This is a genomic window from Nonomuraea sp. CA-141351 (assembly GCF_050944675.1).
Lineage (GTDB): Bacteria > Actinomycetota > Actinomycetes > Streptosporangiales > Streptosporangiaceae > Nonomuraea.
Window position 1 is genome coordinate 11,805,978 of sequence record NZ_CP191982.1, and the last position, 22,516, is coordinate 11,828,493.

Annotated in this window: 19 protein-coding genes; 8 read left to right on the forward strand and 11 right to left on the reverse strand. The window is 70.6% G+C overall.

Annotated features, from left to right (window positions below; genetic code table 11):
• Positions 1 to 12: 12 nt before the first annotated feature.
• Positions 13 to 1,299, reverse strand: coding sequence for an MATE family efflux transporter (locus tag ACQPWU_RS55630; protein ID WP_433435192.1), 1,287 nt, complete (start codon positions 1,297 to 1,299; stop codon positions 13 to 15).
• An 87-nt stretch (positions 1,300 to 1,386) separates the two neighbouring features.
• Here ACQPWU_RS55630 and ACQPWU_RS55635 point away from each other — a divergent pair, with 87 nt between their 5' ends.
• Positions 1,387 to 2,355, forward strand: a complete 969-nt coding sequence (locus ACQPWU_RS55635; protein WP_433435193.1) for an aldo/keto reductase — start codon at positions 1,387 to 1,389, stop codon at positions 2,353 to 2,355.
• A gap of 196 nt (positions 2,356 to 2,551) precedes the next feature.
• On the opposite strand, the gene thpR is transcribed toward ACQPWU_RS55635, so the two are convergent.
• The 4 genes from thpR to ACQPWU_RS55655 form a co-directional block, all read right to left on the reverse strand.
• Positions 2,552 to 3,109, reverse strand: a complete 558-nt coding sequence (gene thpR / locus ACQPWU_RS55640; RefSeq protein ID WP_433435194.1) for an RNA 2',3'-cyclic phosphodiesterase — start codon at positions 3,107 to 3,109, stop codon at positions 2,552 to 2,554.
• A gap of 95 nt (positions 3,110 to 3,204) precedes the next feature.
• Complete coding sequence (locus ACQPWU_RS55645) at positions 3,205 to 4,428, reverse strand: MFS transporter (RefSeq protein WP_433435195.1); 1,224 nt, start codon at positions 4,426 to 4,428, stop codon at positions 3,205 to 3,207.
• Between the two features lie 23 nt (positions 4,429 to 4,451).
• Complete coding sequence (locus ACQPWU_RS55650; protein WP_360696511.1) at positions 4,452 to 4,904, reverse strand: MarR family winged helix-turn-helix transcriptional regulator; 453 nt, start codon at positions 4,902 to 4,904, stop codon at positions 4,452 to 4,454.
• A gap of 119 nt (positions 4,905 to 5,023) precedes the next feature.
• Positions 5,024 to 6,466: an NCS2 family permease gene (locus ACQPWU_RS55655; RefSeq protein ID WP_433435196.1), complete on the reverse strand. Its 1,443-nt coding sequence runs from the start codon at positions 6,464 to 6,466 to the stop codon at positions 5,024 to 5,026.
• An 83-nt stretch (positions 6,467 to 6,549) separates the two neighbouring features.
• Here ACQPWU_RS55655 and ACQPWU_RS55660 point away from each other — a divergent pair, with 83 nt between their 5' ends.
• Complete coding sequence (locus ACQPWU_RS55660) at positions 6,550 to 6,762, forward strand: DUF2530 domain-containing protein (protein WP_433435197.1); 213 nt, start codon at positions 6,550 to 6,552, stop codon at positions 6,760 to 6,762.
• 295 nt (positions 6,763 to 7,057) lie between these two features.
• Here ACQPWU_RS55660 and ACQPWU_RS55665 read toward each other — a convergent pair whose 3' ends face one another.
• Together ACQPWU_RS55665 and ACQPWU_RS55670 are read right to left on the reverse strand one after the other, a co-directional pair.
• Complete coding sequence (locus ACQPWU_RS55665; RefSeq protein ID WP_433435198.1) at positions 7,058 to 10,102, reverse strand: sacsin N-terminal ATP-binding-like domain-containing protein; 3,045 nt, start codon at positions 10,100 to 10,102, stop codon at positions 7,058 to 7,060.
• A 57-nt stretch (positions 10,103 to 10,159) separates the two neighbouring features.
• The gene (locus ACQPWU_RS55670) at positions 10,160 to 10,963 is read right to left on the reverse strand and encodes a DUF3027 domain-containing protein (protein ID WP_433435199.1); all 804 of its coding nucleotides are present in this window, start codon (positions 10,961 to 10,963) and stop codon (positions 10,160 to 10,162) included.
• 125 nt (positions 10,964 to 11,088) lie between these two features.
• Here ACQPWU_RS55670 and ACQPWU_RS55675 point away from each other — a divergent pair, with 125 nt between their 5' ends.
• Positions 11,089 to 12,600 carry an MFS transporter gene (locus ACQPWU_RS55675; RefSeq protein ID WP_433435200.1) on the forward strand — a complete coding sequence of 504 codons (1,512 nt, stop codon included), beginning with the start codon at positions 11,089 to 11,091 and terminating at the stop codon, positions 12,598 to 12,600.
• Positions 12,601 to 12,866: 266 nt separating this feature from the next.
• Here the strand turns inward: ACQPWU_RS55675 and ACQPWU_RS55680 are convergent, their stop codons facing one another.
• Both ACQPWU_RS55680 and ACQPWU_RS55685 read right to left on the reverse strand, forming a co-directional pair.
• Positions 12,867 to 13,262, reverse strand: coding sequence for a cold-shock protein (locus ACQPWU_RS55680; RefSeq protein WP_433435201.1), 396 nt, complete (start codon positions 13,260 to 13,262; stop codon positions 12,867 to 12,869).
• A gap of 88 nt (positions 13,263 to 13,350) precedes the next feature.
• Positions 13,351 to 13,971: an HAD family hydrolase gene (locus ACQPWU_RS55685; RefSeq protein ID WP_433435202.1), complete on the reverse strand. Its 621-nt coding sequence runs from the start codon at positions 13,969 to 13,971 to the stop codon at positions 13,351 to 13,353.
• A 118-nt stretch (positions 13,972 to 14,089) separates the two neighbouring features.
• On the opposite strand from ACQPWU_RS55685, the gene ACQPWU_RS55690 reads away from it, so the two are divergent.
• Together ACQPWU_RS55690 and ACQPWU_RS55695 are read left to right on the forward strand one after the other, a co-directional pair.
• A complete protein-coding gene (locus ACQPWU_RS55690) occupies positions 14,090 to 14,485 on the forward strand; it encodes a hypothetical protein (protein WP_433435203.1) in 396 nt (131 codons plus the stop codon).
• Positions 14,486 to 14,568: 83 nt separating this feature from the next.
• Positions 14,569 to 15,186 carry a TetR/AcrR family transcriptional regulator gene (locus tag ACQPWU_RS55695; RefSeq protein ID WP_433435204.1) on the forward strand — a complete coding sequence of 206 codons (618 nt, stop codon included), beginning with the start codon at positions 14,569 to 14,571 and terminating at the stop codon, positions 15,184 to 15,186.
• On the opposite strand, the gene ACQPWU_RS55700 is transcribed toward ACQPWU_RS55695, so the two are convergent.
• Positions 15,179 to 16,099 carry a hypothetical protein gene (locus tag ACQPWU_RS55700; protein WP_433435205.1) on the reverse strand — a complete coding sequence of 307 codons (921 nt, stop codon included), beginning with the start codon at positions 16,097 to 16,099 and terminating at the stop codon, positions 15,179 to 15,181. The genes ACQPWU_RS55695 and ACQPWU_RS55700 overlap by 8 nt on opposite strands.
• A gap of 45 nt (positions 16,100 to 16,144) precedes the next feature.
• On the opposite strand from ACQPWU_RS55700, the gene ACQPWU_RS55705 reads away from it, so the two are divergent.
• Complete coding sequence (locus ACQPWU_RS55705; RefSeq protein WP_433435206.1) at positions 16,145 to 18,541, forward strand: helicase-associated domain-containing protein; 2,397 nt, start codon at positions 16,145 to 16,147, stop codon at positions 18,539 to 18,541.
• Between the two features lie 173 nt (positions 18,542 to 18,714).
• On the opposite strand, the gene ACQPWU_RS55710 is transcribed toward ACQPWU_RS55705, so the two are convergent.
• A complete protein-coding gene (locus ACQPWU_RS55710) occupies positions 18,715 to 20,151 on the reverse strand; it encodes a hypothetical protein (protein ID WP_433435207.1) in 1,437 nt (478 codons plus the stop codon).
• Between the two features lie 353 nt (positions 20,152 to 20,504).
• On the opposite strand from ACQPWU_RS55710, the gene ACQPWU_RS55715 reads away from it, so the two are divergent.
• Together ACQPWU_RS55715 and ACQPWU_RS55720 are read left to right on the forward strand one after the other, a co-directional pair.
• Positions 20,505 to 21,980 carry an AMP-binding protein gene (locus tag ACQPWU_RS55715; protein WP_433435208.1) on the forward strand — a complete coding sequence of 492 codons (1,476 nt, stop codon included), beginning with the start codon at positions 20,505 to 20,507 and terminating at the stop codon, positions 21,978 to 21,980.
• A gap of 100 nt (positions 21,981 to 22,080) precedes the next feature.
• Entirely contained in the window at positions 22,081 to 22,437 is a 357-nt protein-coding gene (locus ACQPWU_RS55720; RefSeq protein ID WP_433435209.1) for a hypothetical protein, read from the forward strand.
• Positions 22,438 to 22,516 lie beyond the last annotated feature (79 nt).

The window sequence follows — 22,516 nt, forward strand, 5'->3', positions numbered from 1 at the left end:
GCACCACCCACGTCACCGGCGCAGGGCGGTGCTACGGCTGGCCTCTGAGCCGACCTTGGCGCTGTGGCGGTGGAAGCCGGTGCCCTGGAGCACCACCAGGAGCCCGTTGGCCAGCGCCATGGCCACCCACAGGCCCGTGATCCCCCAGGTCCTGGCCACGGGTACGGCCGCCACGACCAGCAGCCCGTACCCGATCGCGAAATAGCCCAGGCTCGACGCGGACCGTTTGAGGGCGGTGAGGCCGATGCCCTGAACCGCCTGGGTGCCGTCGAGCACCGACGACAGCAGCATCAGCGGCAGCAGCCCCAGCACGCGCTCCCGCACCGCGGCGTCGTCGCTGAACAGCACCAGCAGCCAATCCCCGAACACGAGCAGCAGAAGGGCACCGACGAGCGACCCCGTCATGGCGAGCAGGGCCGCGGTCCGGGCGGCCCGCCGCGCCTCCGCTGCGTTGGCGGCGCGGGCCACCTCCGGCACGGAGGCCTGGGCAACGGAGAGCGAGGCCAGCATGATGAAGCCGGTGAGCGTGGTCAGCACCGCGTGGGCAGCGGTGTCGCGCGTGTTCGTGGTGCTCGCGGCGAAGGTGACGACCCCGAGCACGCCGAACTTGATCAGTACGGTGCCGGCCAGCGGGATGCTCACCTTGGCCAGGTTGACGATCTCGGCGATCCTGGGCCTGGCCTGCCCGACGGGCCGCCCCAGCGCGCGCCGCACGTTGAAGGTGGCCACGCCCGCCGCCGCCGTGCCCGCGATCAGATACGCGAGGCCCACCCCGGTCAGCCCCAGCGGCGGCACGAGCACGACGGTGAGAACGCCCAGCGTCGCACCCGAGACCAGCGTCGGCCAGAGCACGTTACGGCTGCGTCCGAGCCCGATCAGGATGGTGCTCGCGCCACCGGTGGAGGCGAAGACGAGGAGATACAGCGCGAGGAGACACGGCAGCAGGCCCATCTCACGCACCACCTCGCCGGGCACCCCGGCGGCGCCGGCGAGCAGCGGCACGCAGATCACGGCGAGCGCGCCGGCCACGCCGACCGTGAGGCTGAGCCAGCGCGCGTCCCGCACGATCGGCACAGCACTCGCCGGGTCGTCCCGGTAGGGGGCGATGAACGGCCCGAGCCCGCGCAGCGCGCCCGCCACCGCGGTGCCGGCCGGATTGAGCACGGCGGTCACGACCGCGAACGCGGCGAGGGTGACGGTGTCATGCTTGCCGAGCACCGAGGTGACCACCAGCGACCCGACCGTGCCCGCGATCATCGCAAGGAAGAGCGGCACGGCGGCCCGGAGTAAAACGATCATGAAGCGCGGGTTTCCCGCAGCGCTCCATTCGAGATCATGGACCTAGTGTATGGCCTGGAGCGCACTCCAGGTCTTTAGGGTTGAGTCATGGAATACGTCAACCTCGGACGCAGCGGCCTCCAGGTGAGCCCGCTCTGCCTCGGCACCATGAACTTCGGCCCGCAGACCTCGGAGGAAGACTCCTTCGCGATCATGGACAGGGCTCTTGATCTGGGGATCAACTTCTTCGACACAGCCAACGTCTACGGATGGAAGCTGGGCGAGGGCATCACGGAGCAGATCATCGGCCGGTGGTTCGCCCAGGGCGGTGGACGCCGGGAGAAGACCGTCATCGCGACCAAGCTCAACGGCAAGATGAGCGACTGGCCCAACGACCAGAAGCTGTCCGCGCTCAACATCCGCAAGGCCTGCGACGCCTCGCTGAAGCGCCTGCAGACCGACTACATCGACATCTACCAGGCACACCACGTCGACCGGGACACCCCGTACGAGGAGTTCTGGGAGGCGATGGACGTCCTGCGTCAGCAGGGCAAGATCGTCTACGTCGGGTCGTCCAACTTCGCCGGCTGGCACATCGCCAAGGCCCAGGAGTCGGCCGCCCGGCGTAACGTCAACGGCCTCATCAGCGAGCAGTCCCACTACAACCTGCTCACCCGCACGGTCGAGCTGGAAGTGCTGCCCGCGTGCGAGGACTACGGGCTCGGTGTGATCCCGTGGAGCCCGCTGGCCGGCGGTCTGCTCGGCGGTGTGCTGCGGAAGATCGACAAGGGCCGCTCGGCCGCCGACCACATGGTCAAGCAGCTCGAGAAGCACCGCGACAAGATCGAGCAGTACGAGAAGCTCTGCGACGAGCTGGGCGAGGACCCGGCGTACGTGGCCCTGGCCTGGCTGCTCAAGCAGCGGGCGGTCGCCGCGCCGATCATCGGCCCGCGGACCCTGGAGCAGCTCGAGGGCAGCCTGCGCACCCTGGAGATCGACCTCGACGAGGCCGCCCTGGCCCGGCTCGACGAGATCTTCCCCGGCCACAAGACGGCCCCGGAGGACTACGCCTGGTAGCCTGCGGCGTTCCCCGACAAAAAACCTGCTCGCTGGACCGCCGCCCTACTGTCGTGCCGGGTCAGGGCCGTAGCGGCAGTCCACTCAGCAGGTTTTTCATCGTCAGGTCAGCAGTGCGCCGAGCACGACGATGAGCAGCAGCAGGCCGAGCACGACGGGCAGCAGCCACGGGCGAGGACGATCCACGACCTGGAGCCTAGCTCCGCGCGGCGGGTGCCAGCGCCCATTCGGCGAGTGACTCGTACCTCACCTGGGGCCCGGTGTGACTGCGGACGAGACGGACGTGCTCTGCCCGCCACGGCGAGCCGCTGAACCCGGACAGCGACTCCACCAGCGGGCGGAGGTCCGTCTCCGTCTTGGCGCGGGCGAGCGTGAGGTGCGGGTGAAACCGCTTCTCATCGGTCTGTCCGGCTCCGGCCCGCCGCGCCCCCGCCTTGACCGAGTCGGCCAGCCTGGACATGGAGTCGCCGGTGACGCCCACCCAGAAGACCCTGGCCCGGCGTGCGGACGAGAAGGCGCCGAAGCCCTCGAAGGCCAGGTCGAGCACGCTGTAGCGGTGTACGGCGCGGGCCAGGCGCTCCTCCAGCTCCGGCAGCACCCGCTCGGGCACCTCGCCGAAGAAGCCCAGCGTGATGTGCCAGGTGGCACGATCGGGCCAGCGCAGCCCCGGCACCTGTCCGACGTGCGGGGCGATGGCGTTCGAGATCTCGTCCAGCACCTCGTCGGGCGGCACCAGCGCTGCAAAGAGCCTCATACCACCCGATTCTCCCCCGCCGCCGCCCAGCCTCACCGGAGAGGGGCCACCCACGGAGCCTCACCTGGCTCGGTCCCGGGGCGAGTGCCCCGGGCTCAGGCGACGGCGAGTGCCGGTTCGGCGACCCGGGTGCGGATCAGACGCGTCATCAGCACGGCCAGCCCGGTGCCGACCAGGACCAGCACGCCGGAAAGGATCACGCCCGTCCGCGGCCCGCCCAGTTCGGACAGCCACCCGATCAGCGGCGCGCCCACGGGAGCCCCGCCGGTGAACACCAGCATGTAGATCCCCATGACCCGCCCCCGCATGTCCGGCGACGTGGCGATCTGGACGCTGGCGTTCGCGGCCGTGTTGATGGTGATCAGCGCGATCCCGGTCGGGATCAGCAGCAGCAGGTAGACGGGGTAGAACGGGGCCAGTCCGGTGGCGATCTGGAAGAGCCCGAAGCCGAGCGCCCCCGCCATCAGCACCTTCCGCGTCAGCCGCGCCCGGCGCGCCGCGAGCAGCGCGCCGCCGAGCGCCCCCACCGCGAACATGCTGGAGGCCAGCCCGAACGAGGACGCTCCCGCGCCGAACTCCTCGCGCGCCATCAGCGCGATCGACATCGAGAACGACTGCGAGAACATCGACACGAACCCGATCAGCAGCACCGGCATGAGCAGCTCTTCGCGCTGGATCACGTAGCGCAGCCCCTCGCGGAGCTGCCCCTTGGCCCGGGGCACGGGCGCGGAGGGGTTCAGCTCGGACGTCCGCATGAAGACCAGGCTCGAGATCACCCCGCCGAAGGTCAGCGCGTTGATCAGGAAGATGGGCCCCGTGCCGCTGAGCACGTAGATCAGCACACCGGCCAGCGCCGGGCCGACCACGCGGGCGAGGTTGAAGATGGAGCTGTTCAGTGCGATCGCGTTGGGCAGGTCCTGCCGGCCGACCATCTCGACCACGAACGCCTGCCGCGTCGGCACCTCGACGCAGGAGATCATGCCGAGCAGGAACGCCATCACGTACACGTGCCAGACCTGGGCGGAGCCGGTCATGGTAAGCACGCCGATCGTGAGGGCCAGCGTGGCCATCAGCGTCTGGGCGGCGATGAGGATGGGCCGCTTGGGGTAGCGGTCGGCGAGCACGCCGCCGAACATCCCGAACAGCAGCATCGGCAGGAACTGCAGCGCGGTCGCCGTTCCGAGTGCCGCCGCGCTGCCGTGGGTCAGATCGAGCACCAGCCAGTCCTGGGCGGTGCGCTGCAGCCAGGTGCCGACGTTGGAGACGGTGCCCCCGGCTGCGAACATGCGATAGTTACGAACCTTGAGAGACCGGAACATCCCGGTCTTGGGTTCTTCGGGCTCTATATCCTGCTGAGCTTCTCCAGGATCGGTGCCGCCTGCCTGAGGATCGACCGCTCCTCCGGTGTGAGCTCCTTCAGTCGCTGTGTCAGCCACGCCTCCTTGCGGCGCCGCTCCTCCTTCAGCAACTTCTGGGCGGCCTCGGTCACGTTCACGGTCACCTGACGCCGGTCGGTCGGGTGCGGGCCGCGCGACACCAGACCGCGCTCCTCGAGCGCGGCGATCACGCGGGTCATCGAGGGCGGCTGTACCTTCTCGAGCTCGGCCAATTCGCCGGGGGTTATCCCGGAATGGCGTTCCACCGCGGCGAGCGTCGCGAACTGTGTGGGGGTCAGCGAGTGAGCCGCTGCCTGTCGTCGTAGGCGCCTGGTCAGCCTTGCCATTGACACGCGCAGGGCTGAAGCCAGGCCTGCGTCGCTGCGCAGGTCCGTCTTGGGCTGGGTGTTGGTTAGCATGTGTCATTACCTTTGCTAACTATACGGCATCTCAAGATATTTCCCCAATCAAATATCCGCCTGTCTCCTTGGTACCTCGAAGCCGCCCCGCACGCGCAGGGCGGCTTCTTCCCTCGTTCTCAGACTCCGAACAGCGTTCGGATCGGCCCGATCGCGAAGTACAGGACGAACAGCGCCGTGACCACCCACATCAGCGGGTGGATCTCGCGCGCCTTGCCCCGCACCGCCTTGATCAGCACGTAGCTGATGAAGCCGGCGCCGATGCCGTTGGAGATCGAGTAGGTGAACGGGATGACGACGATGGTGAGGAACGCCGGGATGGAGATCTCGTAGTCGTTCCAGTCGATGTCGCGGATCGCGGTCATCATCAGGAAGCCGACGACGACCAGCGCGGGCGTGGCGGCCTCGTACGGGACGACCGTGACGAGCGGCGCGAAGAAGATCGCCACGAGGAACAGCAACCCGGTGATCACGCTGGCCAGACCGGTGCGCGCGCCCTCGCCGACGCCTGCGGCCGACTCGATGTAGGTGGTGTTGGAGGAGACGGAGCCCGCGCCGCCGGCCGCCGCGCCGATCGAGTCGACGAGCAGGATCTCCCTGGTACGCGGCAGCGTCCCGTCCTCCTGTACCAGACCCGCCTGGCGGCCGACGCCCACGATGGTGCCCATCGTGTCGAAGAAGTCCGTGATGAGCAGCGTGAAGACGAACAGCACGGCCAGGATCACGGACACCCGGCTGAACGCGCCGAACGGGTCGAACTCCGTGAACAGCGTGAGCGGGTTGTGGAAGCCGAAGATCTCTTTGGGGAGGGTGGGGACGTTCAGCTGCCAGCCGCCCGGGTTCTTGGCCGAGAACGCGCCGGCCTTGGTGAGGGCCTCCACGATGATCGCCAGCACGGTGGTGCCGACGATGCCGATCAGGATGGCGCCCTTGACCTTCCGCGCGACCAGCGTCGCCGTGACGAGCAGCCCGATCACGAACACGAAGATCGGCCACGAGGTCAGGTTGCCCCCGATGCCCATCTCCAGCGGCGGCCCGGCGGGCACCCGCCGCACGAAGCCGGCGTCCACGAAGCCGATCAACGCGATGAACAGGCCGATGCCGACGCTGATGGCGGTCTTGAGCTGGGCGGGGATGGCGTGGAAGACCGCCGTTCTGAGCCCGGTCAGCACCAGGATGGCGATGATGACGCCTTCCAGGAAGACCAGACCCATGGCCTCCTCCCAGGTCATCACCTTGGCGATGTTGAAGGTGACGAAGGCGTTCAGCCCGAGCCCGGCCGCCATCGCGAAGGGCACCTTGCCGACGACGCCCATGAGGATCGTCAGCACGCCTGCCACGAAAGCCGTCCCGGCGGCGACGAGCGCCACGTTGGGCGTCGTGCCGTCGCCGATGACCTGGTTCTCCACGTCCGTGCCGTTGGCAATGATGATGGGGTTCAGCACCACGATGTAGGCCATGGTGAAGAACGTGGCCAGGCCTCCGCGGACCTCACGGGAGAGTGTTGAGCCTCTTGCGGAGATTGCGAAGAAACGATCTATTGCATTACGAGTGTCACTCACGACGCGAAGAGTGACAGTCGTGGTGACCTGCGAAAAGAGTCAGTGATGAGATCGAGACCCGATTGGAAGCTAGGCTGGACAACGTGAAGCAGCAGTGGCATCCCAATCCGGAGCCGATCAAGACCAACGACACCGCCGCCATCGCCGTGGGCACGGCGCTCTGGGCCGTCGCGCTGGTCGTCCTGCTGATCTTCCGCCCCGCCCCGGAGAACACGTGGTGGATCTGGACCTGCCTGGTCGGGATCGGGTTCGGGTTCTTCGGCATCTGGTTCGTACGCCGGCCGCGCAGGAACTGACACTGAGCGGCGACACGTGCATCATGCGGGCGGCGGACGCGTACCTGCTGGAGGGCAAGGTCCCTGCCCCATCGACAACCTGCGCCGCCTGACGATCCGCAACATGGCGCTCGCGGTGACCGAAGGTGCGAAGAAGCCGGTCAAGCGAGCGCCGTTGCGGCGGGGCTGCGGTGAGGCTGGTGAGCGTCTCCCTGGAGGGCCGGTCACCCACGACGGCGGGTGGTGCCCACCGTGCGCAGCCGTAAAAGATGGTGGTTTGCACAGGGCGCAGACGCAAAGCACCGTGGGCAAAGGATCAGGACAGGTCGGACTCGGCTAGGAGGAGCGGCACGGAATCCGGGTCGCGGAGGAGGGCCGCAACCGCGAGGCGGTCGTTCCATTGGCCGGTGGCCCAGGCCAGGCCGCGGGCGAGCCCGTCGAGCCCCGTGCAGTGCACGGCGCCCTCGAAGAAGCGCCAGCTGCACTCCACCCCATCCACCAGCAGCTTCTCGTGCTCCACATAAGTGGACGGCGCCGCAGGCAGCAGGGCCAGCACCGCGGAAGGCACAGGACGCACCTGCCCCTGCGAGGTGACCTCGCCAGACGTCAGCTCCCCGGCGAGCGGCAGGTCGAGCAGCTCCGACAGGGACTCCGCCAGGTCGTACGGCGCCAGCACCAGCGGCCGGTCGGCCACGAGCTGCAGCAGGTCGGGCGCCTCCACCACCACCGCGTCGTCCGCGGAGGCCACCACGATGGAGCCGGCCAGCACCGCACGCACCCGGGACGGCGGCGCCACGCGAGAAGGGTCCACGGCGGCCAGCGCGATCCACAGGGCGCGGAGCTGCGCCCGGTCCACCTCTACGGAGTCGTCGGCCATCAGGTCAAGGAGCTCCTCGGGCCCACCATGCGACGCGAGCAGTTCCGGCAACGTCGTACGGACCCCCAGCATGGACAGGGCCGCCTCGTCGAGCCCCGCGGGCGCGTCCTCGTACAGGCCCTGGAGCAGCGGGTCGGCCCCGGGGAGCCGCAGCTCCAGCGGCTTGCGCCCGCCCAGCACCGGGTGGTTGGCGAGCCACCACGCCGTATAGGACGGCACCTCCACCCCGGCCACCCGCAGTGGGTGGAGGGCGGCACGCAGCGGCGGGCGGGCCAGCAGCTCAAGGGCGGCCGGCCAGTCGGCCACGAGCTCCAGGTCGCGCACCGCCAGGAACTCCGGCACCAGCGGCGGCACGCCGAGCTCGGGCAGCAGGTCGAGCACGTGGTCGAGCCAGTCGTCCTCACCGTCGAGGTCGTGGTCGCAGTCGTCGTGGTCGAGCAGCACGTCGGCCTCGGACACCATCGCGAACCCGTCGAGCACGCCCGCCGCGGCCAGCACCCGCGCGCCGTACTCCTCCTCCAGCTCGGAAGCGGCCACCCCGAGGTGCGTGTCGGGCTCCAGGAGCCCGGCCAGCGCCCCGTCGGCCAGCATGAGCTCCCCGGCAGGGTAGAGCTCGCCGTCCGCGCCGCGCAGGGCCAGCTCGGCCAGCCACGGCGCCTCGCCTGGCGCCAGCGCCGACGCCTCCACCAGCGAGAGCACGGCCCGCGCCACCGGCTCGGGGTCGGGGCTGTCGAGCGACTGCGCCACGGCGGCCTTGGTCAGCGGGTCTTCGAGGATCGTGCGCGGCGTGGCCTCGGCCGCCCCGAGCCTGAGCAGCGTGGGGTGGGCCGCCTCGGGGTGCACGATGCGCAGCCCCAGCGGCGTGAGGTCCAGCTCCGCCCCGCCGTCGGTGAGGATCAGCGTGCCCCGCGGCCCACGCACCAGCCGGCCGTCGGTCAGCGGCACCGGCAGGGCGCCCAGCGACTCGGGGTCGTCGGCGGGCAGCACCTCGTAGAGCGAACGCCACCACGACGGCTCGCGTGCCTCGACGGCCTCGCCCGACAGCAGATCGACCACGTCGGCCAGCTCGACCCTGCGCACGCCCAGCGCGGCCATGGCCGGGTGCCTGGCGGGCCACCCGGCGGGCAGCAGCCCGGGTACGAAGTCGGCGACCGCCGCGAGCAGCTCACCGGAGCCGGACGGCACCACGGCCGCCTCCCGGCCGGCGACCACCCACGTGTCGTCCTCGGGCTCGCGCGCGGGGTGCTCGACCTGCCACTCGGCGTCGGGCTCGTAGACCTCGGCGTCGGCGAAAGACGGCGTCTGTACGGCGGGCGCGGGCGCGGACAGCGCGGGCAGCAGCGGCGTCGAAGGCAGCCTGGCCAGCACGGCACGGCGGATCCTGGCGTCCAGCTCGCCCTTGCCCATCAGGGACGGCACCAGGTCGAGCAGCTTGGGCGTGCGCGGCAGCTCCCGCAGCAGCCGCACATACGCGTCGGCCACCCGCTCGACCAGGAAGTCGGCCAGCGGCCCCTTGGCGAAGTGGCGCCGGTCGGTGGCCATCGGGAACGACGCGATCAGCAGCGCGGGCAGATCGAGCGGCTCGTCGCTGGGCGTGGGCGCGTGCACGACGGGCGGCACTGTGGCGGGCAGCGGCCCCGGCTCACCGGTGCCGGTGACGGGCACCGCCCAGCGCAGGGACCAGAAGGGACGGGCGCGCTCCTCGGTGGGCCGGTCGGCGAAGAGGCCGCTCACCTCCTCGGGCGTGAACTCGCCCGACTCCGACACGACGTGCCAGCCGTCGGCGACCACGGTGCGTACGGACCCGTCGATGTCGATCTCGATGGTCTCCAGCGCCGGCATGCCGAGCAGCAGCGCCGGGCTGGTCTCGTCGAGCATGCGACGGACCGCGTCGGCGGAGGCCCGGTCGCGCAGCGGCAGGCGTACGAGCGTGTCGAAACCCTCGGGCACGTCGAGCGGCGGCGCGTCGAACGGCAGTCTGAGCAGCGGAACGTGCCCCGAACGGTCGGCCAGCTCGCCCGCGAGCGCGGGGATCTCCGACACCGCCGCGGTGGTGTCCGCGCGCGACCAGCGGACCGCACCGCTCGCTCGCGAGCCGACGGACGGCTCGTCGCAGACCGAGACCACCGCCGCGAACCCGACGCCGAACCGCCCCGCCGCGCCGATCTCGTCGCGCTTGCCGGAGACGCGCAGCGTCGACAGACCCTCCACGCCGGTGGCGTCGAGCGGGGCGCCGGTGTTGGCGGCCGTCAGCACGTCGCCCTTGAGCGTCAACCGCAACACCCCTGGCACGCCCGCGCGCAGGGCCGCGTCGGCGGCGTTCTGGGCGAGCTCGACGATCAGCCGGTCGCGGTAGCCGCCGAGCGCGAAATCCTCTTCCGCGTTGGCGTCTTCGCGGAACCTGGCGGGCGAGGCCGTCCACGCGGAGAGGACGGCGGCTCGCATCCGGTCAGTGCCGTAGGTGCCAGAGATGTCGGGCGTCATCGATCACGATCCTGATTGAGAGGTAGAGGCCAGGCGTAGGGTAGCGGCCTTTCGCGATCAGGAATGGCCGAGTTCTTCCGTGGCGGATTCGTCGACCGAGCCCGCCGCCTCCTCCTCCATCAGGTCGTAGCCCAGGTCGTCGAGGATGGGAATGCCCTGCTCGACGGAGGGCGGCAGCACGGCGGCCTCCGAATGGGCGCCGCAGCCGTGGTCGGCGGCCACGACCTTGCCGTCGTCCGGCGCGTATTCATTGGTGCAGACCCCGAACATCTGCCGCAAGCCACCCGCGAGCAGCCAGTAGAAGCCGCAGGTGGAGCACTGCGCGGGAGCGGCGTGTGCGATCGGCGTGTGCGGCCCGTGCTCGCCCGAGTGCCAGCGCCTGGCTGCCCGGTCCTTGCCGATGGCCGAGAGCACACGGGCCCGGCCCAGGCCGTACTCGAAAACCGTCTGTTGCTCAGCGTCATCGTCGGTCTCGGTGAAACCGGGAGTGAGCCTGTCGTCGTCTTCGGGGGTCGGCAGCAGATCGCCCACGCCGAGGTCGCCGGGGCGCAGCCGCTCGCTCCACGGCAGCCACTCGGGCGCGAGCAGCGCTCCCGAGCCGGGCAGCAGGACGGCCTCACTGACCGTGACCTTCTTGGCCCGCGAGGCGCGCGTGACCGTGACGGCCCAGCGCCAACCGCGGTAGGCCCTGTCGAGACAGGCGAAGTAGTGGGTGACGATCCGGTCGCCCTCGCTCTCGAAGCCGAGGTGCTCGCCGGGCTCCCCCGGACGCGCGAGCTCCTCTGCCGCAGCGCGCGCCAGATCGACCGCGGCGACACAGGCCTGGTCGGGAGCGGAGACGCGGGCCCTGGTGCGACTCATCGGGCAGCCTCCGCCGAAAGGTGCTGTTCGCTCACACTTCATTCTCACCCATGGGCGGACCGGAGACGCCAACAACCGGGGATCCCGCTCCGAGATCGCGGACGAATCGGGTAAGACTGGTATTCGTGGAGGGTGGTTGGGGCCGGGCACGTGAGGTCTCGCGGCGGGTGGCGCATGGCGTCGCCGACGCGGGGCGCGCGACTGCGCGCGCGAGCCGGGCCACGGCCGGCGGCACAGCGAGGGCCGGCAGGGCCACGGTAAAAAGTGCGCGAAAAGTCGGCAAAGCCACCCGGCGCCTCACCCACGCCAACGGCGCGGACCGCACCGGGCTCGGCCGCCTGATCGAGCTGTCGGCGGGCAACAGCGCGAGCGACGCGCTGGTCACGGTGGCGCTGGCGAGCACGGTGTTCTTCGGCGTGCCCGTGGGCGAGGCCCGCGGCTCGGTGGCTCTCTACCTGGTCATCACGATGCTGCCGTTCGGGCTGCTCGCGCCGTTCGTGGGGCCGATCCTCGACAGGTTCAGGTCGGGGCGGCGCTACGTGATGGCGGGCACGCTGTTCGGGCGGGGGCTGCTCTGCTTCGCGATGGCCGCCGCGGTGGGTCCGGGCGACCTGCCGACGCTGTTCATCGGGGCGCTGGGCGTGCTGGTGCTGTCGAAGGCGTACAACGTGTCGCGAGCGGCGATCATGCCGAGCGTGCTGCCCGCCGACATCACGCTGGTGTCGGCGAACGCGCGGGTGGCCCTGTTCACGTTAGTTGCCGCGGGCGTCGCGGTGCCGGTCGGCGCGGGGTTGACCGCGTGGCTGGGCAGCGCGATGGTGCTGCGCGTCGCGATGGTGGCCTTCCTGCTGCTGGGAGTCGCGGCGGTACGCCTGCCGCGCCACATCGACTCGCCTGACCTGGAGGAAGAGGGCGCGGCGCCCCGGTGGCGCACCCTGCTCAAGGTGGGCCCCGCGGTCGCCGAGGCCGTCTGGGCGAACGTGGCGCTCCGGGTCTTCTCCGGGTTCCTGCTGTTCTTCCTGCTGTTCCTGGTGCAGGACAGGGCGGTGCCGTGGCTGACCGTGGGGGCGCAGGACCCGTTCTTCGACATTCCCAAGACGATCGCGCTGCTGGCGGCCGCGGCCGGGCTGGGCGGCCTGGTCGGCGCCGCCGTGGCCAACTGGACGCGCAACCACTCGCCACAGCTCATCGTGCTGGTCACGCTGGCCGTGACCGTCGTGACCGGCATCGCGACCGCGGTCTTCTTCGGCCTGTGGACCGCGATCGCCATCTCGCTCGTCACGGCTTTCGCGCAGGAGTTGGGCAAGCTGGCGCTCGACGCGATCGTGCAGCGGGAGATCGGCGAGGAGGTGCGCTCGTCCACGTTCGGCGTGGTCGAGGCGGTGCTCCAGCTCGCCTGGGTGTTCGGCGGCCTGGTCGGGCTGGTGCTGTCGCTGACCGAGAGCAGCGTGGCCGGGCTGGTCGCGCTGGCCGCCGCCTTGACGGCCGCGCTCGGCTGGCTGCTGATCTCCAGGAGGAAGCGCGTGCGCGCGACCGACGCCAAGCTCCGCAGGGAACGGGCCGAGGCCGGCGCGCACGACCCTCAGCGGGCCGACACCCTCGACCCGACCAAACCCCTCACCAACCCCAACACCTGAGCCGCCGTTTCGAGCACACCCGGCCCTGTGTGGCACGGCCGCGTGCCGCTGGGCCACAGGGCGCGCCGGCGCTTGGTGGCCGGTCTCGTCGGCACAGCGCCACTGCGGGGAACGCGGCGACGCGGTGCGGAGTGCGATGGGCGGCCTCAGGTGCGCGGCCTGGGGTGCGCGGCCTGAGGTGGTGTCAGACGCGCGCACTGCGGCAGTCTCTGGGGCGGCGGGTGAAGTCGGACGCACGGCCTGCGGCGGCCGAAGGCGCGGCAGGCTCAGGCGTCGAGGTCGTCGGCGACGGCCCTGAGCACCTGCGCGATCTTCTTGGCGTGCGCCACGTCCGGGTGCTTGCCGCGTTGGTAGGACGTCGAAACGTCGTCGAGCAACTTGATCAGGTCTTCGACGATGACCACCATCTCGTCCGGCTTCTTCCGCTTGCCCTTGGGCTTGGTCTTGGCGAGGGTCGGCGGCTGTTCCAGGATCCTGACCGAGAGCGCCTGCTGGCCGCGACGGCCCTCGGCCACCCCGAACTCGACCTTCTGACCAGGCTTGAGCGGGGCCGCACCGGTGGGCAGCGCGGATGAATGCACGAAGACCTCACCGCCGTCGTCGCGGGTGAGGAAGCCGAACCCCTTGTCGGCGTCGTACCACTTGACCTTGCCACTCGGCACAGGGGACCTCGTTCAAACAGTCGAAAAGATGGATGGATGTAGGTTATGCCCCTGAGAGCGCCAGGGCGACCGGGTAAATCCCGAACAATTACCGGAGTTCATCATGCTTGCGCCAACCGGCGAACCAGGCGGCGAATTCGGTCAGGTCGGCCAGCGCCACATCTGTTCCGTGTTCACGCAGCTCTTCCACCGTGTAGGGGCCGGTCGCGACTGTCACGCTCACGGCGCCGCCCGCACGTGCCGCCTCGATGTCCGCGACATGGTCACCAACATAAGCCGCCGCGCCGAACCGCGCGAGTGCGGAGCCCTTGGCTGCACCGAAGACCGAGCCGACCACTTCGTCCACGGCGAGGCCGAGAACTTTGACCGTGCCGATGGCGTCCCGCCGGTTCTTGCCCGTCACCACGATCACCCGGCCGCCACCGGCCCGTACGGCCTCGATGGCGTCGTACGCGCCCGCCATGGCCGTGTGCACCGGAACCCCCATTTCCGGATATATCTCCCTATAGAGGTCGGCGGCCGCCGCGACCTCCGCGGCAGGCAGCCAGTTGGCCAGCTCCATCTCCAGCGGCGGCCCCAGCCTGCTCACCACTGCAGCCGAGTCAATGGGCACGCCCAAACGCACCGCCAGCTCGTCGAAAACGGCGGCTATCCCCGCTCGCGTGTCCGCCAATGTCATGTCAAGGTCGAATCCCACCGAAGTCGTCACACATGAAGGATGCCAAACGCCGCCCAACCACACGTAACGGCGGTCCCCCCACTGGCACCCCTTGTTGTGGGACCGTAGGAATGGGATGAAAGGAATTACTTATCGGAGAGGAGCGGCTGTGACCGACACCCCCAAACCGCCGCACACCGGAGACCGGCTCGTCGCCTCCTCCGCCCCGCCGCGCCCCCACAGACCCGCCCGACCGGGCGGCCCTGCCGTGACGGCGTGGCACCGGACCGTTGGGGCCCTGGCCTACCTGGTGAAGGTCGCCTCCAGAGTGGCCGCGCTGGTCGTGGTGCTCTACGCGGTGTTCACGGTGTTCAACGCCAACGCCGCCAACGTCTGGTACCGGTTCGTGGAGTCGCTCGCCTCATCGTTGTCCCTGGGCCTGGCCAATCTGTTCGAGCTCGCCGACCCGCGCTGGACGACGCTGGTCAACTACGGCCTCGCCGCGGTCGTGTGGCTGATCATCGGCTCCGCGCTCGCGGGCCTGATCCGGCGCGCCGCGCCATGAGCGCAGCCCCCGCTACATGCGGCGGACCGCTGAAGGCGGCCCGCCGTTACGACTACTCTCAAGGCGGAGGTAACAGGATAGATATGACCAGATCAACCCGTGAGCGGATCATCGATGAGGCCCTGCGGTTGTTCGCCGAGCGGGGCTACTCCGCCACTTCCGTAGCGGAGATCGAGGCCGCCTCAGGGCTGTCTCCCGGTGCCGGAGGGCTCTACAGGCACTTCAAGTCCAAGTACGAGGTGCTGGCCGCGGCGATCAACGAGCACGCCACCCGTACCAGGAGTCAGGTGGCGGAGAGCCTGGCCGAGCTGAGCACCATGGAAGCGTCGGTGGATCTGGAGGAGCGACTGTCCCACGTGTGCCGCGCCGGGCTGGCCAAGGTGCGCGAGGAGTCCGAGCTGACCAGGGTGTTCTTCCGCGACCTGAGCCAGTTCCCCGAGCTGGTGGCAGTGGTGCGGGAGGGGCTGCTGCAGCCCATGTTCGACGCGATCGTGACCTGGTTCAGGGCACAGCCCGAGTACACGGACGTCGAACTCGACTGGACGGGCATCTCGGCGGTGCTGGGCGGCTCCGTGGTGCACTACCGGTTGTTCCAGGAGACCGTGGGCGAGCTGCCCGGGCACGCGGAGAAGGACCAGTTCGTCGCCGCCTGGGTACGCCTGGCGGTCGGCCTGCTCCCCAGCCCCGCGCCCGTCAGCTGACGTCCAGCAGCCGATAGGCCAGCCACACCACGCCCACCCCGGTCCCGAGTATGAACATCGTGCCGCTGACGTCGTAGAACTGCGTGAAGAACGCCTGTACCCCCGGCTCGCCCCCCACCCGCAGACCCCCGATGAGCACGCCGCCCACCACGTAGCCGAACAGCGGGGCACCGATCCCGAGCAGCTTGTCGCGCAGCGTCCAGCTCTCGCTGAACAGCACGATCACCGCGCCGGCAGCCCACACCAGCACGGGGACCTCGAAGATCGCCACCGGCGGCAGACCGAACGGCAACAGCAACGCCGCCACCACCAGGATGACCATCGCGGCGGTTTCGCGCGGGTGCTCCTTGACGATGGTCCTGGCGTCCCTGCCGCCGGTCGCCATCGGGTTCGCGCTGGACATGGCCACCCTGCGCAGCCCCGCGAACGGCAGCCCCCGGCCCGGCCGCCTGCCGAGGCTCTCCTGCGCGATCCTCCGGTACGCCTGCACGCCCGGGGGCGCGTCACCGTCGTCCACGATCGTGGGGAAACGCATCGTGGAGGCCGTCTCCTGGCGCAGGGCCGGCTCCTCGCCCAGCGTCCCCGGACGCTGGGCGGGCGCCGCGGCGGCCTGCGGCGGCCCCCCGGGATCGTGGCCGGTGGAGGGACCGTAAGTGGACGCGTCGCGCTTCGTGGGAACGCCGGCCTCGGCGAGCCTGCGGGCCTCGCGCTCCACCAGGGCCACCGGGTCGCCGAACCTGGCCAGCACCTTCGACACCTCGCGGGCGTTCTGGCTGCCGCGCCGCTCGACCTCGATCCTGGCCCGCAGCCGCTTGGCGAAGTCGAGCCGCTGGTCGGCCCTGAGCACGCCGTGGGCGGCGTCGGCCGCCTTGGAGACGTAGTTCAGCACGAGCTGGTCCGCGCGCTCTATCACGTCTAGCAATGCTGCCCCAATCAGGGGGGACATACCATGGCATCGATGGAGTTCACGGAGTGGATCAGGGGGCGCACCGACGAACAGCTACGGGCGCTCGTCTCCGCGCGGCCCGAGCTGATCACTCCGGTGCCCGCGCATCTGGAAGGCCTGGCGTCGCGGGCGGGCAGCCCGTCGGCGATCGGCAGGGTGCTCGACCGGCTCGACCGTTTCACGCTCGCGGTCGTGGAGACGCTGGCCGTGCAGGACGGGCCGGTGGCAAAGGAACGGCTGCGTGAGCTCGTGAGCGCGGCCCTCGGCGGCGCCGGCCCAGAGCCCGACGCCGGCACTGCGGGCGGCGGGACCGAGGCTGTCCCGGCGGGCGGCGGGGCCGATGCCGAGCCCGCGCTGTCGGCGGCGCTGGACAGGCTGTGTGACCTGGCGCTGGTCTATGGGCCCGATGACGCGCTCGACCTGGGTCCCGGCGTGCGCAAGGTGCTCGACGACCCGGCCGGGCTCGGGCCGAGGGCGGTTGACGCGTTCCGGCATCACCCGCCGGAGCAGCTCGACGAGATGGCCGACGACATCGCGCCGGGCACCCGGGGCTCCGGCAAGGAACGACTGGCGGCCGCGCTGGCCGAGCCCGCCACGCTCATCGGGTCCGTCTCGCCCGAGGCCAGAGGCGCTCTCGACCAGCTCGCCTGGGGCCCGCCGACCGGCCGCGTGCCCAACGCCAGGCGCGAAGTACGCGTGGCGTCCGCCCGTTCGCCCATCGAGGAGCTGCTGGCCAGAGGGCTGCTGGCGGCCACCGGTGAGGAGAGCGTGACACTGCCCCGCGAAGTGGGGCTCTACCTGCGTGGCGGCCGGGTGCACCGCGGTCTGCTGGCCGTTCCCCCGCCGCTCGAAGGGGCCACACGCGACAAGGACCTGGCCGATCGTACGGCGGCCGGGCAGGCGTTCTCGTTCGTCAGGTCGGTCGAGGAGCTGTGCGATCGGTGGAGCGTCGATCCGCCGGGCGTGCTGCGTACCGGCGGCCTGGGCGTACGCGATCTGAAGCGCACGGCCGGCGAGCTGGACCTGCCCGAGTGGGTGGCGGCGCTGGTGATCGAGGTCGCGTACGCGGCCGGGCTGATCGCGGCCGGCGGCGGCGTGGACGGCGAGTGGCTGCCCACCTCCGGCTACGACCTGTGGCGGGTCAGGGCGACCGCTGACCGGTGGGTCGCACTCGCGACCACATGGCTGCACATGGACCGCGTGCCCGGCCTGGTCGGTGAGCGGGACGAGCGTGACAGGCCGCTCAACGCCCTGCACACCGACCTGCGCCGCGCCTCCGCGCCCGGGATCAGGGCGGCCACGCTGGGCGTGCTGGCCGCCGAGCCGGGCCTCGCGCCCTCACGTGACTCCATCCTCGAACGGCTGACGTGGGAGCAGCCGCGCCGCCGGGGGCCGCTGCGCGAGCGGCTCACCGAGTTCGCGCTGCGGGAGGCCGAGCAGGTGGGCGTGACGGGACTGGGCGCGCTGTCGGCGCACGGGCGGGCGCTGCTCGAGGGCGGCGACCCGGCGGAGGTGCTCGCGCCGCTGCTGCCCGAGCCCGTCGATCACGTGCTGCTCCAGGCAGACCTCACCGCCGTCGCGCCCGGGCCGCTCACGAGCGAGCTCAACCGCTGGATGACGCTCACCGCCGACGTGGAGTCGAAGGGCGGTGCGACGGTCTACCGGTTCAGCGAGGGCTCCATCCGGCGGGCGCTGGACGCCGGGCACGGGGGCGAGGAACTGGTGTCGATGCTGGCCCGCCACTCGGCCACGCCGGTGCCGCAGGCGCTGTCCTACCTGGTGACCGACGTGGCCAGGCGCCACGGCCGCATCCGCGTGGGCACCGCGAGCGCGTACGTCCGCTGCGACGACCCCGCGCTGCTCGACCAGATCACCGCCGACCGGCGCTCCGCCGCGCTGCGGCTGCGCCGGCTGGCCCCCACCGTCATCGCCTCCCGCTCGTCCAGGGCGGCGCTGGTCGACTCGCTGCGCGCCATGGGGTACGCGCCCGTGGCCGAGTCGCTCGACGGCGATGTGATCATCTCTCAGCTCGACAGCCGCCGTACCGAGGGGCCTGCGCCGGTCCGTACGGTCGCCGCAGGCAATGGGCTGGATCCCGAGGTGGCGACGGCGGCCGTACGCGCTCTGCGGGCCGGCGACGCGGCGCACCTGTCGCGGCGCGAGCCTGTGGAGGCACCGGGCGGGCAGGTGCCACGCGGGCCCGCGACGGCCACCATCTCGGCCCTGCAGGAGGCGATCAAGCAGGGGGTGCGCGTGTGGATCGGCTACCTCGACTCACAGGGCAACGCGACCTCGCGCATCCTGGAACCGGCCCGGATGGAGGGCGGCTACCTGACCGCCTACGACGAGACCCGAGCGGCCGTCCACCGCTTCGCCCTCCACCGCATCACCGGAGTCTCCGGCCTCTGACCCGCCTCCGGCCGCGCCCCTGCGCGCCACGCCCCGCCTCCGCGCGGCACGTCCAGAGCACACCGGCCTTTCCGTGCCGCCCAGCGCCACTGTGCCGATGGTCTCCTGCAGCGGGCGAGCGGCGCTGGGCCGGCGACTGCCGGGCAAGCGGGCAGGGTGTGAAGCGCGCCGGGTCAAGGGCCCGTGGCGGTGGTGGCGGCCAGGGCGATCAATGTGCGGGCGTGGGCGTCGTCTCGTTTGCCGGCCTGTCTGAGCAGCAGCGCCAGCGACCCTCTGGCCACCCTCGCCGCGGACCCGTCGCCGGATGCCAGCCGCCGCAGGAGCCGCACCGAGTCGGCCGGGTACCGGGCGGACAGCCCGCCGCCCAGCGCCACCGCCGCCGCCAGGGCCCGAGGGTCCCCGGGATCGACCGCCCAGTCCAGCGCGAGCCGCAGCGCCTCAGGGGCGAGCGTGTCGTCGGCGCACATGTACGACAGCGCGTTCGCCGCCGCCAGCCGCTCCGCGTTCCCGCCCCGCGCCCACACCTCCAGGAACTCCTCCCGCGCTTCCTGCAGCGAGTACGCCGCCAGCGACGCCACACCCTCCGAAGCCGGCGCAGACACGTCGAGCCCCTCCAAGGCCAGCGAACGGACCCATTCGCGCAACGGCTGCCACAGCCAGAACCCGTACCGGCCGACCAGTTCGGCGAGCACCTGACCCCGATGGTGCGGCACGAGGAAGCCCACCCGCCCCTCATGGGACCCGATCAAGGGATGAGGACTGCCGATCGGCTGCGGCCCGCGCTTCTCGTGCGTCTGGCAGATCCGCTCGAGCCGGGCGAACTGCCGCTCGAAGACCGGCTCGGCCACCCGGTGCAGGAACGCCAGCGCCGCCGCCGCCCGCACCTCGTGCAGCGGCGGCTTGGTGTCGAACCAGGCCGCCACCTCCTCCCCCGCCGGCCCCTCGTCCCGCACCAGCCGCGAGGCCAGGCTCACGACCTCGGCCGGCGTCGGCAGGACCAGCGCCAGATCCCTTGCCCGGGTGATCTCCTCGGAGGTCCGCCCGGCGCGCACGTCATACGTGCTGAGGCAGAAGTCGAACAGCTCCCCCGGGTCGGGCGCGGACCACGGTTGCTCCACCTCGACCGCCTGCGAGGGCGCGCCGTTCCTGGTGATGACCAGGTACGAGCCCAGCTCGGCCAGCTTGCGCGCCAGGTTGACCAGCTGGAGCCTGTCGGTGCTCTCCGCGATCCAGTCGTGCACCAGGTACGCCCTGCCCGGCTCGTAGTCGGTCTTGGACAGCAGCTCGGCGGCGGTGCCGGCGGGCGAGAGCACGGTGATCGCGCCGTCGGCCAGGGACATACGGGAAAGCAGCGCGATGGCCCCTAGACGTTTGCCCATCTCCTCCTCGCCCACGAGCACGAGCAGGTGGCGGATGGCGAGCCTGCGCACGGCCTCGGGGAAACAGTCCGGCTCCAGGTAGGAACGCAGGAGCGCGTCGGCCTCCCGCCTGTTGAGGTCTCTGGTGACCGGCGCGGCAACCGACCGCACGTGGTCGGAGATGGTTATGAGGCGCTGGCGGAGCGTTATGTCGTCGAGATCGATCTCGCCCAATTCAGGCGTTTCGGTCACGAAAGTCACCCCAGGGTTGACTGGAAACTTTTCTACAGAAAATATCTTCGCCTAACAAGTTTTTTCGTTTAATACAAGGCGGTCGCGCAGCGTGATCAAGCCGCTCCGACCAGGCTTTCAGCGCGTGACGCGCAGCCGGGGCCGCTGTCGCGGACATGTCGATCATGCCCTCCGTTGCTCTTGGCAGGCCCTACGGCCGCTTGATCTCCCACCATTACATGATCTAGGACGACAAGAAAACAAGAATAGCCATAGAGGGCGATTATCGCTATTTACCCCCCATCCGGGCCCCGCCGACTGGGACCAGTCAAGGGTTGACTCCAGAACCTCGATCGCATCAGGTTGGGCATGTGATGTCCGAGCAAACGCTGGGCCGGTTGGCCGAGAAGTCATGGGGCCGCTTCGACGACCACGACGCGGTCTTCTACGAAGGGGTCTGGCATCGCGGCCACGCGCTCGCCGAGCGGGCGCGCCGGATGTGCGGCGGGTTCGTCGAGGCGGGGATCAGGCCCGGCGACCGGGTGGTCGTGATGATGGCGACCTCGCCCGAGGTGCCGCTGGTCTACCAGGCGCTCTGGGCCGCGGGCGCGGTGGTGACGCCGGTGGTGTTCCTGGTGGGCGCCGAGGAGCTGCGGCACATCCTGCTCGACAGTGGCGCGTCCGCGATCGTCACCTCGCCCGAGCTGGCGGAGACCGTACGGGCCGCCACCGCAGATATACCGATTTATGTGGACACGAGCGAGCTGGAACGGGCGTCCGAACGCGGCCCGGTGACCAGGGACCCGGGCGATCTGGCGGCGCTCATGTATACCGGCGGCACGACGGGCAAGGCCAAGGGCGTCATGCTGAGCCACCAGGGACTCTGGAAGGTGGCCAAGGACGTCTGGGACATGTCCCACCAGGAAGGCAAGAATCGCGCCCTCCTGCCCGTGCCGCTCTCGCACGCGTACGGGCTGATCATCTCGGTCGCCTCGATGCACGCCACGGAGCCGCAGCAGGCGGTGCTGATGCGCTGGTTCGAGCCGAAGGCGTTCCTCGAGCTGGCCGCCGAGCAGCGCGTCCAGTTCGGCACCGTCGTGCCCACCATGATCCAGCTGCTCCTCGCCGAGCCGCTCGAGTCGCACCCGCTGCCCCACCTCTCCTACCTCACCTGCGGCGCGGCACCGCTCGGGAGGGACGTGCTGGAGGAGTTCGAGCGCAGGATGCCGGGCGTGCAGATCCTCGAAGGGTACGGACTGACCGAGACCAGCGCCGTCACCACGTTCAACCCGCCGGGCAGGCGCAAGGCCGGCAGCGTCGGCCTGCCGCTGCCCGGCTACACGATCACCATCCGCGACGGCGACGGCGAGGCGATGGAGATCGGGGACGTCGGCGAGATCTGCGTCTCGGGGGACTCGCTGATGCTCGGTTACTGGGGCGAGCACGAGCCGGACCCCGAGGGCACCGCGCTGGCCGGCGACGAGCTGCATACCGGAGACATCGGCTGCCTGGACGACGACGGCTACCTCCACATCGTCGACAGGAAGAAGGACCTGATCATCCGCGGCGGCTTCAACGTGTTCCCGCGCGACGTCGAGGACGCGCTCAACCGGCACCCCGACGTGGTGATCTCGGGCGTCGTGGGCCGGCCGGATCCGCGCGTCGGCGAGGAGGTCGTGGCGTTCGTCCAGCTCAGGCAGGGAGCGTCGGCGACGGCCGAGGAGCTGATCGAGTGGGCGCGCGAGCGGGTGGGCCGGGTGAAGTATCCGCGCGAGGTGAGGTTCGTGGACTCGGTGCCGGTCACGAGCGTGCTCAAGCTCGACAGAAAGGCCCTACGCGCGCGGCTCTAGCCCAAGGCTGGCAGGGGTTTCGGGATCTATGGCCAGATCGTGCACTGCGGTCGGGCGCGTCTCAATTCCGTGATAATTGTTGACGTGTCTGGAGGTGAACGTGAGCCAGGAAGATCAGTCGGGCTATCCGTACCAGCCCTATGGCGCCCCCTACGGTGAGCAGCCGCCGCCGCAGTACGGCTATGGCTATCCCCCGCCTCCGCGCAACGACGGGCCGAGCGCCAACGCGATCGTCTCGCTCGTGCTCAACCTTCTCGCGCTCGTCTCGTGCTGCAACGTCCTCGGCCTGCCCGGCGCGATCCTGGCGGGCCTGGCGCTCGGCCGAGCCCGCACTGAGCCGCAGACCGCCCGCACGATGGTCATCTGGAGCTGGGTCCTGTTCGGGGTCGGCTTCGTGCTGACCGTCGCCGTCTTCGTCTTCCTGGGCCTCGCCGGCTACCTGGACGACCGCACCTGAGGTCTGTCACGGCACTTCGGCGGCAGGGCCTTGGACTAATCCGGGCTCGCGGGTTGTTGGAGTCTCGGAGCGGGGCAGC

Excerpts from the sequence above, each read along its gene's own strand:
- ACQPWU_RS55630 (WP_433435192.1), bottom strand. The coding sequence starts at position 1,299 with ATGATCGTTTTACTCCGGGCCGCCGTGCCGCTCTTCCTTGCGATGATC.
- ACQPWU_RS55635 (WP_433435193.1), top strand. The coding sequence starts at position 1,387 with ATGGAATACGTCAACCTCGGACGCAGCGGCCTCCAGGTGAGCCCGCTC.
- thpR (WP_433435194.1), bottom strand. The coding sequence starts at position 3,109 with ATGAGGCTCTTTGCAGCGCTGGTGCCGCCCGACGAGGTGCTGGACGAG.
- ACQPWU_RS55645 (WP_433435195.1), bottom strand. The coding sequence starts at position 4,428 with ATGTTCCGGTCTCTCAAGGTTCGTAACTATCGCATGTTCGCAGCCGGG.
- ACQPWU_RS55650 (WP_360696511.1), bottom strand. The coding sequence starts at position 4,904 with ATGCTAACCAACACCCAGCCCAAGACGGACCTGCGCAGCGACGCAGGC.
- ACQPWU_RS55665 (WP_433435198.1), bottom strand. The coding sequence starts at position 10,102 with ATGACGCCCGACATCTCTGGCACCTACGGCACTGACCGGATGCGAGCC.
- ACQPWU_RS55670 (WP_433435199.1), bottom strand. The coding sequence starts at position 10,963 with ATGAGTCGCACCAGGGCCCGCGTCTCCGCTCCCGACCAGGCCTGTGTC.
- ACQPWU_RS55695 (WP_433435204.1), top strand. The coding sequence starts at position 14,569 with ATGACCAGATCAACCCGTGAGCGGATCATCGATGAGGCCCTGCGGTTG.
- ACQPWU_RS55705 (WP_433435206.1), top strand. The coding sequence starts at position 16,145 with ATGGAGTTCACGGAGTGGATCAGGGGGCGCACCGACGAACAGCTACGG.
- ACQPWU_RS55715 (WP_433435208.1), top strand. The coding sequence starts at position 20,505 with ATGTCCGAGCAAACGCTGGGCCGGTTGGCCGAGAAGTCATGGGGCCGC.